The organism is Deinococcus sp. Arct2-2, assembly GCF_004801315.1.
Classification (GTDB): domain Bacteria; phylum Deinococcota; class Deinococci; order Deinococcales; family Deinococcaceae; genus Deinococcus.
In genome coordinates this window covers 96,869-111,281 of the sequence record NZ_SSNW01000006.1, presented here as the reverse complement: position 1 = coordinate 111,281, position 14,413 = coordinate 96,869, and the positions used below count along the sequence as shown (strand labels likewise).

At 62.5% G+C, this 14,413-nt stretch carries 14 protein-coding genes; 5 read left to right on the top strand and 9 right to left on the bottom strand.

Annotation, left to right across the window (positions count from 1 at the left end; genetic code table 11):
- Window positions 1-47: 47 nt before the first annotated feature.
- From E7T06_RS04780 to topA, 4 genes are all read right to left on the bottom strand, one after another.
- Window positions 48-1,157 (bottom strand): hypothetical protein, encoded by a 1,110-nt coding sequence (locus E7T06_RS04780; protein ID WP_136364686.1) that lies wholly within the window; start codon window positions 1,155-1,157, stop codon window positions 48-50.
- A gap of 105 nt (window positions 1,158-1,262) precedes the next feature.
- Window positions 1,263-2,243 carry a tripartite tricarboxylate transporter substrate binding protein gene (locus E7T06_RS04775; protein ID WP_136364685.1) on the bottom strand — a complete coding sequence of 327 codons (981 nt, stop codon included), beginning with the start codon at window positions 2,241-2,243 and terminating at the stop codon, window positions 1,263-1,265.
- A 390-nt stretch (window positions 2,244-2,633) separates the two neighbouring features.
- Window positions 2,634-2,948: a hypothetical protein gene (locus E7T06_RS04770; protein WP_136364684.1), complete on the bottom strand. Its 315-nt coding sequence runs from the start codon at window positions 2,946-2,948 to the stop codon at window positions 2,634-2,636.
- An 11-nt stretch (window positions 2,949-2,959) separates the two neighbouring features.
- Complete coding sequence (gene topA / locus E7T06_RS04765) at window positions 2,960-5,911, bottom strand: type I DNA topoisomerase (RefSeq protein ID WP_136364683.1); 2,952 nt, start codon at window positions 5,909-5,911, stop codon at window positions 2,960-2,962.
- Window positions 5,912-6,196: 285 nt separating this feature from the next.
- Here topA and E7T06_RS04760 point away from each other — a divergent pair, with 285 nt between their 5' ends.
- On the top strand, window positions 6,197-6,769 hold the full coding sequence (locus tag E7T06_RS04760; protein ID WP_136364682.1) for a YdcF family protein: 573 nt from the start codon (window positions 6,197-6,199) through the stop codon (window positions 6,767-6,769).
- A gap of 29 nt (window positions 6,770-6,798) precedes the next feature.
- On the opposite strand, the gene E7T06_RS04755 is transcribed toward E7T06_RS04760, so the two are convergent.
- Window positions 6,799-7,638 (bottom strand): DUF421 domain-containing protein, encoded by an 840-nt coding sequence (locus E7T06_RS04755; RefSeq protein WP_136364681.1) that lies wholly within the window; start codon window positions 7,636-7,638, stop codon window positions 6,799-6,801.
- The gene (locus E7T06_RS04750; protein WP_136364680.1) at window positions 7,635-7,862 is read right to left on the bottom strand and encodes a hypothetical protein; all 228 of its coding nucleotides are present in this window, start codon (window positions 7,860-7,862) and stop codon (window positions 7,635-7,637) included. Before E7T06_RS04750 ends, E7T06_RS04755 begins: the two co-directional genes overlap by 4 nt.
- A 474-nt stretch (window positions 7,863-8,336) precedes the next feature.
- Here E7T06_RS04750 and E7T06_RS04745 point away from each other — a divergent pair, with 474 nt between their 5' ends.
- Window positions 8,337-11,042, top strand: a complete 2,706-nt coding sequence (locus E7T06_RS04745) for an EAL domain-containing protein (RefSeq protein ID WP_240740854.1) — start codon at window positions 8,337-8,339, stop codon at window positions 11,040-11,042.
- A gap of 332 nt (window positions 11,043-11,374) precedes the next feature.
- On the opposite strand, the gene E7T06_RS04735 is transcribed toward E7T06_RS04745, so the two are convergent.
- Complete coding sequence (locus E7T06_RS04735) at window positions 11,375-11,611, bottom strand: hypothetical protein (RefSeq protein WP_136364679.1); 237 nt, start codon at window positions 11,609-11,611, stop codon at window positions 11,375-11,377.
- A 218-nt stretch (window positions 11,612-11,829) separates the two neighbouring features.
- On the opposite strand from E7T06_RS04735, the gene E7T06_RS04730 reads away from it, so the two are divergent.
- Window positions 11,830-12,297 (top strand): peroxiredoxin, encoded by a 468-nt coding sequence (locus E7T06_RS04730; protein WP_136364678.1) that lies wholly within the window; start codon window positions 11,830-11,832, stop codon window positions 12,295-12,297.
- A 120-nt stretch (window positions 12,298-12,417) separates the two neighbouring features.
- Here E7T06_RS04730 and E7T06_RS04725 read toward each other — a convergent pair whose 3' ends face one another.
- Both E7T06_RS04725 and E7T06_RS04720 read right to left on the bottom strand, forming a co-directional pair.
- Complete coding sequence (locus E7T06_RS04725; protein ID WP_240740851.1) at window positions 12,418-12,948, bottom strand: hypothetical protein; 531 nt, start codon at window positions 12,946-12,948, stop codon at window positions 12,418-12,420.
- Window positions 12,949-13,004: 56 nt separating this feature from the next.
- Complete coding sequence (locus E7T06_RS04720) at window positions 13,005-13,289, bottom strand: hypothetical protein (protein ID WP_136364676.1); 285 nt, start codon at window positions 13,287-13,289, stop codon at window positions 13,005-13,007.
- A gap of 131 nt (window positions 13,290-13,420) precedes the next feature.
- Between E7T06_RS04720 and E7T06_RS04715 the strand changes: the two genes are divergently transcribed.
- Complete coding sequence (locus E7T06_RS04715; protein ID WP_064015273.1) at window positions 13,421-13,660, top strand: DUF3248 domain-containing protein; 240 nt, start codon at window positions 13,421-13,423, stop codon at window positions 13,658-13,660.
- Between the two features lie 48 nt (window positions 13,661-13,708).
- Window positions 13,709-14,194: a DUF3809 domain-containing protein gene (locus tag E7T06_RS04710; RefSeq protein WP_136364675.1), complete on the top strand. Its 486-nt coding sequence runs from the start codon at window positions 13,709-13,711 to the stop codon at window positions 14,192-14,194.
- Window positions 14,195-14,413 lie beyond the last annotated feature (219 nt).

The following is a 14,413-nucleotide window of genomic DNA, read 5'->3' as shown; positions in this document are numbered from 1 at the left end:
GATTAGACTCTGGCACCATCACACTTCACGCTGACAAAACACTGTCCTTAGCGGCGAAAACTTTGCAGCAAAGACACCGCTTCGACTCGCCGCGCTGGGGGCAGGAGCGCCTGCAACGCATTTAGAAAACTGAGAATCTGCGCCTTGTCGAGGGGCCGGGTGGCCGCACCGCCCTGCACCTGTTGCAAGCTCTCGTTCACCAGTTCCCGCGCAATCGGGCCAAGCAGATGGGTCAGTTGGTGGGTCAGGTCTTGCGGAGAAAAGGGCGGGGCGGCAGGCTGTACGGGGGGCAAGCTGGCGAGGGCCGCAAACAGCACCTCTATTTGGGGGTGACGGCTGACCGGGCAACCGCGCAACACGTCTGCTTTCAGACCGGGCAGCACTTCTACCGGAATGGCTTCTTTGGTGGCTCCCACTGCTTTGAGGGCGTCGCGCATCAGGAGTTGCGCGACGGGGCCAACGACGGCGGTCAGGCTCCACACGAACTCGGTCACGCCCGCAGCGGGCAGCACCGGCCCCGTGCCCAAGCGCAGCGAGCCTTGCTGCTCCAGTTGCGCCAACGTCCAGCGCACTTCGTCAAGGGGTTGGCCCAGCGCAGAGGCCAGAGCTTGGGCGCTACGTTGGCCGTCTATCAGCGCCCACAGCAGGCGGTGAGATTCGGTGGCGGCCCTGTCCGACTCTATCTCCAGAGCATCGAGGTCAAGCAGGTCTAGATCAAACAGATCGGCCTCTGCTCCACCTGTTGTCCTTGCAGGCGCGGCCACCAACGGAAAAGGCACGCTATGGGGGCCGATGTGCGTCAGGTCAAGGTGAGCCGGATGCATCTGGTCTGGGGCCACCAGCACCCGCCCCAACAGATCGTCCATGCTCAGCCCGATCAGGCTGGCCGCACTGAGGGGCGCGGGTTCTTCTTCGGCGGCCCAGCTTTCCTCGAAATGACAGGTTCCCCCCGCGTGGCGCGTCAGGGCTTGCACGGCGGCCAAGCCCTCTAGGTGCTGGGGCACGGTGGTACAAGACACCACTTGCTGCCCCGAAATCCCGATGACGGTCACGCCCGCGCCCGACGAGTGGCAGCGCATCAGCCCAGTCTGACCGAGGCTGGCCACATAGCGGAGCAGCAGCGGCAGCGTTTCTGAAGTGTAGGTGGCTCTGAACATAGGCAACTCTCCGGTAAATTCTGTGGGGCCACAGGCGGTCAACATCCGAATGGGCCGTAGAGGTGAGGCTCTCCCGTCCGTGCAGGGTGAGCTGACTGCGCCGACTTATTTCAGGATGTCTAGGCTGCGGAGCAACTGCGCCACCACCGTTTTTTGCGAGCGGATAAAGCGGTCAAAGGTATCGCCCGTTGCGAAGTAGGCGTTCCATTTGTTCTGAGACAACTGCTGCTGCCAAGTGCGGGTACGCACCATGCGGGTCATCATCAGCGTGAGGCGGGCGCGTTGGGCGGCGCTGATTCCGGCGGGAGCCACGACGCCGCGCCAGTTGCTCACATCTACGTCAATGCCTTTTTCGATCAGGGTGGGCAGATTGATCCCGTTCACGGCTTCGGGGGCCAAAATAGCCAGCCCGCGTACCTGTCCACTTTTCAGGGCGTCTTCTATTTCGCTGTAGCCCGCGCTGACCACATCCAGTTCTCCGCCCAACATGGCAGCGGTGGCCTGTGCGCCGCCCGCCGAGGGCACGTAGCGTACCTGATCCATAGAAATATTGAGTTCGCGGGCCAGCTTGCCGATGGCGATATGGGCGCTGCCGCCCGCGCTGCTGCCGCCAAACCGGATACTGCTCGGCGCGGCCTTGAATGCGGCAACCAAGTCCTCGACATCACGGAAACGCGATTTGGCCGGCACGATCAGCACTTCGTAATCGGTGGTCAGGCGGGCAATAGGGGTTACGTCGCTGTTGAGGTCGAAGGGACTTTGGTTGATGGGAATGCCCGCCACCATCACGAATCCGGTGAGCATCTGTTGATTGCTTTGGCCCTTGAGTTTCACAAATTCGGCCAAGCCCAGCGTGCCTGCTTTGCCGGGCAGGTTGTACACGCTCACATCGTTAACAATTCCCTCGCGCTTCAGGGTTTCGGCAATGGCTTTGGCGGTGTTATCCCAGCCCCCGCCCACCGACGCCGGAGCCAGAATTTTCAGGGTCAAATTGCTCTCGGCTCCTGCACTAGAACCCGCAACTATCAGCGCCACACCCAAAGTGATTCTCAAAAACTTCGAGCTGAACCGTTGTTCTGTTTTCATAGTGGTCTCCTTGCTTTGGCCGAAAGTGCCCGCAAAACAAAATGAATAAGACGCCGATTACAGAGAGCGGTGAGCTTCCGTAGATCAGAGCTGGAACGAATGGTTTGAACGGCTGAGGGAAAAGACCCGGAGAGGGTGCTGTGCTAACTGCCCGATTGGTCTTCTAAGAGCGAGATTAAGCAGGAGGGTGTCACAATCCTCTGACTACCGGGTTATTAATTTGTATAAATGTTGGGAAACTGGCGGCTTCAGCCAAGGGCGCGGGCCGGGATGACCGCAGTGAGCAGGCAAGCAAAAGTTCAGCACGCGGTCAGCCAGCAGCCAATTTGAAAGCCGTTCATGTTAGGTTTCTCTCCGATTAGGGCGAGCAGAAAAGAGAGGGAATCCGCCTTACTGCTGGCCATCCGGCACCAGCATCAGCACCGTTCCAGCTTTGACGGGTAGGGCTTCCCAGTCGTCTGCGGGTGTCAGGCGGTGGGCTTCACTGGCCCGCAAGCGTACAAAATCGCCCTCGGGTAAGTCGATCAGGACTTCTCCAGTCAGGCAGACCAGCCAGCCCGACGCACGGGGGCCAGCCTGCTTGGCGTCCAGCGCCAGCACGCGCACTTCAGCTCCCGGCAGCAACACCCAAGCACCGGGCACACCTGCCGCGAGGCGGGCCAGATTCAGCGGCGGCGGCGCTTCGGGGCGGGCGCGGGACGGCATCTAAGCTCCGGTTACTCGGCCCGCGCCGCCTGATTCAGTTTCTTGCTGGCCTGCAATGCCATGCCTTTGGCCTTCTTCACGTCCAGCCCCAGCGTGGGCGCAACGTCTTCTACCTTCTGACCGCGCTCACGGGTGGCGGTCACCAGTTGGCGCTCTTGCTCGCTCAGCACAGCCAAATGCGGTTTAAGTTCGGCCCAAGTCAGCGGAGTTTTGGCGGGGGCTTTAGCGGCAGCAGCTTTGGAAGCAGTCTTCTTGGCGGGCGCTTTCTTGGTGGCCGTTGCCTTGGCGGCAGTAGCCTTGGCCGGAGCCTTCTTACTGGCCGAAGCTGTTTTCTTCGCTCCTGTTTTGGCTGCACCAGCCGCCTTCTTGGCCGGTTTGGCGGGCTTGCCTTTCGGCTCTTTGCCCCGTTCTTCGAGGATTTCTAGGGCGCGTTCGGCGGTCAGGGTGTCTTCTTCTTCGCCCTTACGCAGCGTGGCGTTGCGCTCGCCATCGGTCAGGTACGGCCCAAAGCGGCCCGACTTGAGCAAGATGGGAGCGCGGCCCTCGAACTCGAAGGTTTGCAGCGGCGCGGCGGCCACCCCACGCGCCCGGAAACGTGGCTGCATAAACAGGGCCTCGGCTTCCATGATGCCCACGCTGAACAGTTGCTCGTGGTTGGTGAGGCTGCGGCTGTCGTTGTCGCGCTTCAGGTACGGGCCGTATTTGCCGTTGAAGGCCCAGACTTCCTCGCCCTCGGACGTGCCCACCAAGCGGGGCAGACTGAGCAGCCTCAGCGCACGCTCCAGCGTCAATTCGTTCAGGTCGTCGCCGGGAAACAGGCTGGCCGTGCGAATAGGCGGGTTGCCCTCGCCCAGCGTGACATACGGGCCGTAGCGCCCAGCGCGGGCCACCACCGGATGCCCGCTGGCCTCGTCGGTGCCGATCACGCGGTCTCCGCTGGGGCGGCTCAGAATGTCGGCGGCCAGTTCCGCCGTCAGTTCGTCGGGGGCCATGCCTTCGGGCAAATTGGCTTTTTGCTCGCCCAGTTGCATGTACGCGCCGTAGCGCCCCACGCGCACCTCTATGCCCGTGCCTTCCAGCTTGGGAATCCGGATGGTGGCAATCCCGCGTGCGTCGATCTCACCCATCTGCTGCTCGATCAGGGGCCGCAGCGCCATGCCCTCGCCGTTTTCACCGAGGAAGAAGCGGCGCAGATACGGCACGCGCTGTGCCCGCCCACCCGCGATATCGTCCAAATCCTCTTCCATGCGGGCCGTGAAGTCGTAATCCACCAGCTTGCCGAAGTGATGTTCCAGCAGCGCAGAGGTGGCAAACGCCGTCCAAGACGGAACCAGCGCCTGCCCTTTTTTGGCCGCGTAGCCCCGGTCTTGAATGGTGCCCAGAATGCTGGCATACGTACTGGGCCGCCCGATGCCCGCGCCTTCCAGCGACTGCACGAGGCTGGCTTCGGTGTAGCGGGCGGGGGGCTGGGTGTCGTGGCCTTCGGGCTTGGCGGCCTGTCCGGTCACGGTTTGCCCAGCTTTCAGCGGGGGCAGGGGCGTTTCGCGGTCTTCGAGGGCGGCGGCGGGATCATCGCTGCCTTCCACGTAGGCCCGCAAGAATCCGGGGAAATCGATGGTGCGGCCCGAGGCGCTCAGGGTTACGTCATCGCCTAAAGCCTGCCCGGTCAGGCGGACGCGCAGGCCCCGGCCCCGTGCATCGGCCATCTGGCAGGCCACCGTGCGCTTCCAGATCAGGTCGTACAAGCGCCATTCGTCGCCGCTCAGTTCGGTTCTCAGTTGGTCAGGTGTGCGGAAGGTGCTTCCGGCGGGCCGCACCGCCTCGTGCGCTTCCTGTGCATTCTTGGCCTTCTTGGAATACACGCGGGGCTGAGGACTCAGGTAGTCCGGGCCGTACATCTCCTGCACCTGTGCGCGGGCCGCCGATACCGCCTCACCCGACAGGTTGGTGGAATCAGTCCGCATATAGGTGATGTAGCCGCCCTCGTACAGGCGTTGCGCGGCCCGCATGGTACGCGTGGCGGCAAAGCCCAATTTGCGGCTGCCTTCCTGCTGCAAGGTAGACGTAATAAACGGAGCGTAAGGCTTTTGCGTAAACGGTTTTTCTTCGGCGGAAGCGATGATAAGGGTCTGGCCCCTCAATGCATCGGCCAACGCCACAGCGCGGGCTTCGTTCATTTGCAGCACGCCGGAATCGGGTTTCAGCTTGCCAGTGAGGGGGTCAAAATCTTTGCCGGTGGCGAGGCGCACTCCGCCCACATCGGTCAGGCGGGCGGGAAAAGTCGCGCCTTCCGCGGTTTGGGCTGTGACCAACAAATCCCACCACGAGGCGCTGAGAAACCGCATCCGCTCGCGCTCGCGCTCCACCAACATCCGGGTCGCCACCGACTGCACGCGGCCCGCGCTGAGTTTGGGGGCCACCTTCTTCCAGAGCACAGGCGAAACCTCGTAGCCGTACAGACGGTCTAGGGCGCGGCGGGTTTCCTGTGCCTCTACCAAATTGGTGTCTATAGAGCGCGGGTTGGCGATGGCCGCTAGAATCGCCTCTTTGGTGATTTCGTGAAACACCATGCGCTTGACCGGCACTTTGGGCTTCAGTTCCTGAAACAGGTGCCACGCGATGCTTTCGCCCTCGCGGTCATCGTCGGTGGCCAGAATGATCTCGTCGGCCTCGCTCGCCATTTTCCGCAGCTTCGCCACATGCGCCCGCTTGTCCGGCGACACCACGTACAGGGGCCGGAAGTCGTCTTCTATGTCCAGCCCCAGTCTGGCCCACGCCTTGCCCTTGTACTTTTCGGGAATATCGGCGGCACTTTTGGGCAGATCACGAATATGGCCGATGCTCGATTCCACCGAGTATCCCTTTCCGAGATACTTTTCGATGGTGCGGGCTTTGGCGGGCGATTCGACGATCACCAGAGTGTTGGTTGGGGAGCCTGTGGACTTGGTGGGTAGAGTGGGCATGTTGGTGTGGGGGTACTCCCTGAGAAAAAGATGGGAACTTGCGGGCGAGCGTAGCACAGCGGCGAGGCGTGTAAAGGGGCCGCACTCAGTTTGTCAAGCCCCACCCCACTGCCTTTTGACCGTTTGACCCGCGCCCTATGTGGATTCCGATTGACTGCCTCCAGAGTGCGGGTTCTTAATTTGGGCGATGCTGTCTTGAGTTGGCAGGCGCTTCACTTAGGTTAAGCCCTAACAAAGCGGAATCCGGATGACCTTGTGTTTTTCTTCATGCTAGGCTGAATTTCTATGCGTTCGCGTGGCTCTACCCTGACCCTCTTGCCGCTGGCTGTGGTGGGCCTGCTGGCGCTGGGGTTTTTGCTGTTGCCGGGGCCGCGTGTGCCGCATCCGCAGCAGCCTTACGGGGCGGTGGTGGTGTTGGGGGCCGCGCAGTACGCGGGCAAACCCAGCCCCGCCTTTCAGCGCAGGCTCGATCACGCCCTGCAACTGTACCGGGCGGGCGGTGTGCAAACCATCGTAGTTACAGGCGGCAGGCGTCCGGGCGACCCGCACACCGAGGGCGAAGTGGGGCGCAGCTACCTGACGCGCTTGGGCATTCCGGCAGCGCGGGTGTTGGCCGAAACCCGCAGCCGCACCACTATAGAAAACCTCCGCAATGCCCGCGTGTATTTGCCGCCCCACACACCCATTACCCTTGTCACCGATGAAGCCCACGCGCCCCGCGCTTTGGCCCTCGCCCGTGCGCTGGGGTTTGAGGCCAATGCCAGTGCCAGCCCCCTGAGCGCCAACGTGAGTGCCAGCTACCTCTTGCGCGAAAAAGTGGCGCTGGCGGCCTATGCACTGATTGGGATTCGGGGCTAAGCCGAGCCGCGACAGTTCACCCTCAGGCTTTAGCTCCGGCCTCCCGGTTGGGCCTGTGCTGCCTTTTCGCCACCGTCGTTGGCTTGCCCACCCGACTCCCCGCCCCCATCTGGGGCCAAAGGGTCTAGCGTGGCAGGCGTCCAACCTTTGCTTTGGGCGCTGTCTTGCTGGCTGCGGCTCTGAGCTGGCGCGTGGTTGCCATCCGAACAGGCCGGACACATAGGCAACAGTCCAGCCACTTCCAGCGTATGCCCGCAGTGCAGGCAGGCCACAAGCCCGCTGTGGGGCGAACCGACATCCAGCGTCAGGGGCCACTGCAAGTCCCAAGGCGGCACCACCTGTAGGCCGGGGGGCGGGGCGTCTTTGTGCGTAAACACGGTCAGGTTGCCATCTTGCTCGAAGTAAGCCCGCTGCACTTCTCCCAGTTGCCGCACGCCCTGACCCCGCAGGCGTTCGAACAAGTCTTCGCGGCTCAGGTTGGCGCGGCTCAGCGAACCGAGGCGAATCACGCCGTCCCGCACGACTTCTACGGGGATGCCTTCTATAAAAGTCTCGACGCGCTCGCTGCGAATGACCAGATACGACAGGCCGCGCTGCAAGCCCACCACCAACGCCAGCACCAACATGGCGTGGATCAAGGGCACTTCGGGGTAAAACATGGGATCGCCCGCCGCCGACCCCAGCCCGATGACGATGGCGAGTTCCAGCGGGCTGAGTTGCGCGAGGCCGCGCTTGCCCGTAATGCGGAGCAGCACCACCAGCCACAAAAACATCAGCGTGGTGCGGAAGACGATTTCGAGGAGAAACAGGGGGGGCACGTCGCCCATCAACATCCGGCCCCAATCGAAGGGCACGATTTCGGCGCTCATGGTGTGGGGCCAGTCTCGGTTTCAGGCAAGCCCAGATCAACCAAGCCCAGTCCAGCCAAAATGCGGGCACGGTTCCAGCCGATCAGGGCCGACAGTTCGGAAAGCGTCCCCTCAAATCCCGCCGCCCCCGGCTCTAGCCCGCGCAAGGTTGCCCACAGCGCATTGCGCCGCACCAAAAATTCACGGCCCACAAGCTCCCGGCCTTCTGCAGATTGACCCGACATGATGCCCAGAGTGTAGCCAGTTGGCGGCGCTGCGGCGCTATCAGACACACCCGTTCCCCCTAAACGCTGAGCAGAATCTCAAGCCGTGTGATCAAGCAGGGCCGCGCATTCCAAGTTTTAAACAAGAAGAAGTCAACTCTGGGTGAGAAGACACAGTCGGGAATGTGGGTAGAGTGGCCTAGATTGGGTCTGTACAGTTCCCCCAATGCCCCCGACGGGCGTTGCAGACCGCAGAGCTATTTGCACGAATGCCGTAAGAACTGCCGTGAGAAGATGAATTCACCAAAGTCGCCTTGCTTGCCGGGTTCTTTTGGCTGGCCGCCCACCTGATCGGTCTGGTGATTCCACTCAATTCCTGCTCTCTTGCTTGTCCACCGCTATTTTCTCCGTGCTGCTTTCCCGTGCTGCCTTCTCAGTGCCGCCCCGTGATGTGCTGATCCTGCTCCGCCCTTTTCTCCAGAGGTATTGCCCAACGTGACTCTTCCGACTTCTGCCCTCCATACCGCCCTGCGTGACCTGCTGCGTGTGCATGCGCCCGAAGCGACGCTGCTTGCCTCTGTGGGCAAACAGGTGCTCAACGTGCGTGCCGACGCCGCGCCCTTCGAGACACCCAGCGGCGAACTGATTCCGCCCGACGCTTGGTTAGACCGGGGCCAGTTGTCTTGGCTGACGCGGGACGGAGCGCTGCTGGGCCTGCTGTGGAGCGAAGAAACGGCGGTGCCTGAAGGGGCCGTAGAAGTGCTGACGCTGCTGCTGTCGGCGGCCAGTGCCGAAGGAGCCAACCGCGAGGCCGACATGCTGATTACTCAGCTTCCCGCGCCTACCGCGTGGCTGAATGCCGATCTGGTGTTCCGTCAGGTCAGCCGTACCTTTTTGGAACTGTTCGGCCTAAGTGGGCCAGACGTGGTAGGACAGCCGCTTCAGACGGTATTTCCGGGCCGCGAAGACTTGGTGCAGAGCCTGACTCTTGCCGCGTCGGGACGGGCCAGCCATTTGGCCGACGAATACGCCCTAGTCCCTGACCGCGATAGTGCTGACCGGAACAGCGGCGCGGCAGGAAGCAGCACGGGGAGCGCAGGCAGCACAGCGACAGGCGTGGCAAGCACAGGTGTGTGGCTGCGTGGCGAGGCCCGGCCCTACTTCGGCGGCGCGTCGGCAGGCGTGCTGTGGACGGTACAGGACGTGAGCGGCGAGCGCCAAGAAGCGGCCCGGCTCACGGCCTTGCTGGACGGCCTAGAAACACCTCTGGCCCTCCTGACCGACACGGGAACGGTGTTGGCGGCCAGCACAGGTTTGTCTGATTTGGCCCCGGCCACCGCGCCCGCCATTCTAGGAACGCCGCTGTGGACTTGGCCCTGTTTTGCCGACCTGCCCTCGGAACTGGTGCGCGATCTGGTGCGCGTGGCGGCCAGTGGCGGCGCAGCCAACGGCGATGTGCCCCTCGTATCGGGCGGCACGCTGCCCCTTGCCCTGCGGCGCAGTACGGCACCGGGGTTGTTGGTGGCGGCGGGCCTCAGCGGGCGCGGGGCAGGCCTGCAAGCGTCTTCTAGCGTGGTGGCGCAGGTGCTAGCGCTCAGCGACGCGGCCACTATTTTGCTCGATCATGCGGGCCGCGCCCAACTGGTCAGCGAGCAGGCCGCCCAATTGGTGGGCCTAGACGCCGCCAAGCTGCTGAACCTGAGCCTCTCGCGGGTGCTGGGAGAACTGGGAGTGCGCCTGCACACGCCCGAAGGCGATCCGGTGTCTATTCCTGACCTGCGCACCCTGAATCTGCCCCTGATCCGGGAACTGTTGGTGGTGCGCCCAGACGGAGTAGCCCGCCATATGGAAGTCCGGGCCACGCGGGTAGAAGAAGGAAACAAACCCGGCACGCTGCTGGTGCTGCGCGACCTGACCGCCCTGCGCCGCGCACAGGCCAAAATGAAGCACGACGCCCGCCACGACGCCCTGACCGGACTGCCCAACCGTCCCGGCCTGCGTGAACACTTGGCGGCGGCGGCCACTCCCAAAACGGGTGCAGTGGTGTGCCTAGACGCCGATGGATTCGGCGCACTGAACGCCGCGCTGGGCCGCACCGCCTGCGATCATCTGCTGATTCAGTTGGCCGCCCGCCTCAACGACCTCGCGGGGCTACATGGTGGCCTCGCCGCACGCTTGGCCGACGATACCTTTGCCGCCCACTTGCCCGACCTGAGTGCCGACGACGCGGTGCAGGCGATTCAGGCGGCGTTGCAAGTGCCGCTGCGTTCGGGCCGCCGCGACGTATCGCTGACCTTTGCGCTGGGCGTAGCACACCTGCCCGCCGACATTACTGCCGACGCGGCCTTAGCTGACGCCGAAATTGCCATGCAGCACGCCAAACGGCAAGGCCGCGCCCAAACCAGCGCCTTTCATCCGGGCCTTAGAGCCAGCGTGGCCGAGGCCTTTGAGCTGGAAGACGCCCTGCGCGGCGCGATTGCGGGCGAGCAGTTTACGCTGCTGTATCAGCCCGCCGTGCGCCTCCTAGACGGCCAGCCGTTTAGTGCCGAAGCCTTGCTGCGCTGGAACCATCCCACACTGGGCACGCTGGCCCCCAGCCGCTTTTTGCCGCTGGCGAGCCGCAGCGACCTGATCATGCAGGTGGGCGACTGGGTGGTGCAGGAAGCCTTGCGGGGCCGCGCAAAGGTGCGGGCCAGCGTGCCCAAGTACACCGACTGGCGCGTGAGTGTAAACCTGAGCCTAGAAGAACTGCGGCGCAGCGCGGGCCTAGAACACCTGATGCCCCTGCTGGCCCAGCAAGGCGCACCCGACATAGAAGTATCGGCGGGCAGCTTGTTGGATCATAGTCAGGATACGTTGGGCCTGCTGGAGCAACTGCGGATACACGGCGCACGCCTGATCGTAGACGACTTTGGCGACGGGGCCAGCAGCCTCACCGCCCTGACCCGCTTTCCCCTCAGCGGCCTAAAACTGCACCCTACCCTCACTGCCCGCCTGCCCAGCGACGAACGCAGCCTGACGCTGGTACAAGCCACCATTGATCTGGCCCACCGCCTGAATCTGCACGTTACGGCAGTGGGGGTAGAAACGCAGGAGCAACTGAGCGTGCTGCGCGACCTCGGCTGCGACGCCGCGCAGGGCTACGCGATCACTCCGCCCCTGTCGGCTGAGGCTTTGGGCGTGTGGCTGGCCGAACGGTAGGTTGTTGGGGAGTGGGCTGTGGGATGGAGGAAAGGCGTGCTGGCCGCACTGGCTCCACTAGCCACCGCCCTTCCTCAGACCCTGCGACCCTAGACCCTTAGACTGCCCTCTACCCTCCCCCATTCAAGCCAAATTGCGATGATTCGCGAGAATCATCTGAGTAGAGCGAGCAGCAACAAGTACGAGCTGGCGGCGATGGACGAACATCCGGTGGGGTTGCGGATGTTCGGGAATCAGAGCAAGTTTGTGTCAGACAACAACCACACAAGCAGAGAGCAACGTCAAGCCTGACGACGTTGCTCTCCAGCAAAAGTAGCTGTATGAAGGGGCGTTCAGGGGTACAGGTCAAACCCGCCGTCGTTGAGCAGTTGCTCTAGCTTTTTCTTGGCGTCCTGAATCTGAGACATCTCTTCTGCCTCGAAATACACCTTGGTAGGCCGTCCGGGTCGGCTGCGGGCCAAATCCCACGTGACGCCGGACAAATCGGCCTCTAGGTCAAACTGTTTGAGGGCAGCCTTGATGGCCTTTTCTGGCACCCCGGCATGAATGGCCATGTCGTCTTTGATCACCCTAACAACGTAGCAGAGACTTTGGCCCTTATTGCAAAGACGACATTACACCCATGCGGTCAGCACACGCCCACTTTGGCCCTTTTCTTCATTCCAGACACCAAAAAACTGATGTCTGCACCTATTGGGGGCGGGCGGGAGGTGAATCCAGCCTTGCTTTGTGCCCCGTCCCATACATTTGTCATCCCACCGTAAAGCCGAGTTCTTACACTAAGGGCATGTCCTTGACCACTGGCGACCTCGTGCCCGACTTCAGCGCCCAAACCGACCAAGAGCGGCTCTATCAGTTTGCCCAAAACAACGGCGGCTGGCGCGTTATTTTCTTTTTTCCCCGCGCCAACACCACCCATTGCCAGATGCAGGCGCGGCGCTACCAGTCGCTCAGCGGCGAGTTTGCGGCGCACGGCGTATCGCTGCTAGGCGTCAGCAGCGATACCCGAAAACAGCAGTTGATGTTCCGTGATATCTGCAAAGTCGCCTTTCCGCTGATTTCGGATACCGACCACGCCGTAAGCCGCCGATTTGGTGTGCTGGACGACTTGTTGCCGGGTGAAGAAGTTCAAATGGCCCGCCGCGAAACCTTTCTGATCGACCCACAAGGCCGAATTGCCCACCACTGGCAAGGCGTCGATCCGGCCACAGATGCGGCAGAAGTGCTGGAAGAAGTGAAGCGCACGGTGGTTTAAACCCTAGAGCTTCAACATTGGGAACATTGGGCAGGCGTGAACCAAAACAGAGAGGCAGCCATTTCGCGCCGCCTCTCTGTTTTTAGCCTGATTCGGTTACGCCGCTAGAAGTGCCGACGCTTACTTTTCTATAGAAAGCGAAAGGAGAACGCTGTCGTCAACGCCGTTGCCCGTAAAATTCAGCTTGGCAAGCTCGAAACCCAATGCGGCGTCCGGTTCTGCCGTCACCTTCAGCACCACCCGGACAACCTCGGCGTAACTGACTTCCACGCTGGCGGTTTTGTCTTTGGTGCGGCGAATATCTTTAAGCAGGCCCGCTTGCACCAGTTCCACCTTCACGCCTTTGGGCAAGTCCGAGGGCGTCATTTTGAGCCAATCGGCGCGGTTTTCGGGGGAGGCCACATCGCCGACACCCGCCCGCTGAGAAAAATCGATAATGACTGCATCAAACAGATTCTCGCTGACACCCAGCAGGCCGCGCGGGTACTTGAACTGCGCAAACACAGTCTGGCCCGGCGCGATTCGCACTGCCGAAAGAGGCGTTTCTAGGACGACCGGGCTGTAAGACTGAGCGCCCATGACGGTAGGAGCGCAGGAGGCGAGCAGGGCAGGGAGGGCCAGAGCCAACAAAAACTTTTTCACGCCCAACATGTTAAGCGGAAATGAGTATTCGGTGGGGAAGAAATGAGGACGCCTAGCCAGAGCGCCTAGACCGGTAAGCCTTCCGGGGCATCGGGCAGGAACGGCGCGGCGGCCTCGAAGCCCTCCAGTGCGCCGGGAATCAGCGCCCAGTCGTCGTCTTCCTTGCGGGTCAGGCTTTGCAGCACCATGCGGTTCAGTTCGGCTTCCACCCTCTGGCCTACCCGTCGTAGGGGCATGTCTGCCACGCCCTCTACGCCGCGCCAAGCCAAAAACGCCCGGTGGAAGTCGGGCAAAGCGTCCAGACCTACGCGAGTTTCTAAGGTGCGCCAGCGGAGTTCGGGGGCCGTCATGCCGTCTGTTGTAGCTTACCCGCGCCCCGGCTGCAATGGGGCGGCAGTACTGGGTTCGTGGTACTGGGTTAGTGATACTGGGGCGGCAGCTTGTGCGGCTCATGTCAGTTCGGGCGCTTTACAATGAACCCATGACGGACGCGCCTGACCCGCCCATTCCCGCAGACCTCACCCGGCATTTGGAATCGCTGGGCGGGCAACTGGTGTGGCGCATGGGCAAGGATGACGTGAGCGACGAGATCGTGGTGCGCCTCGGGTTCGCCTCGGCCACGCCACGCTTTGCCCACCTGCCGCGCCTGAGAAGTGCCAACGACACAGAACTGCAAGACGCCATGCAAGCGGGCCGCGTGGTGATCGAGTGGGTGGATTGAAGCTTCTGCCCATTCAATCTAGGCCACTCGCATGATTCTGGAAGCCCAATGATCTTAGAAGCACAGCAGAGCTTTAGCCTGAGCCACCCGCACGGGCAGGCGGCGGCCTTGGCCTTTGTGCGCGATCCGGCGCTGGCGTTGTCGAGGGTGCGCTTTCTGCGCGGGTTGGCGGGCAACGCCGAGGGAGTACGCGGAGAACTGATCGTGCCTGTGCCTGTGCTAGGCGAAGTGGATTTGCCGTTTTATAGCCTGCTGCAAGTCCTGCCAGACGGCGCGGCCCTGACGCCACAGCCCATCTCAGGCCAGCGGGCATGGGTGGAGGTGAGCGGCACGGCCTCGGCAGATAGCGCGGGCCTGATTCAGTTTGCCTTCCGCTTCGTGGCCCACCTTGCCACCCCCGAAGCCGAGGGCTGGGGCGGCGTAGCCTTCGAGAAAATGGTGCGGGCAGCGGCGGGGCGCACACTGGAACGTGTAGCGCGGGAATTGCCGCAAGGGATTGGGGCAGCGGTGGCGGCGGAAACGGGAGCAGGGTAGGGAGTGAGGAAGTGTTGATTCTTCTTTAGCTTGGCAACGTCTTGGAACGCAACATCTTGGAACATGGAGCTGGAAGGTGAACCCCCCCGTTGCTCCCCAACGCCCCCCCTTAGAAGGGAGGATTAAAGATTTTGCGCTCCCCTTTGAGGGGGGCTGGCTGCGAAGCAGACTGGGGGGGTTGCCCGGAATCGTCAACGCTGAATGCTGGCCTAAGCGCGG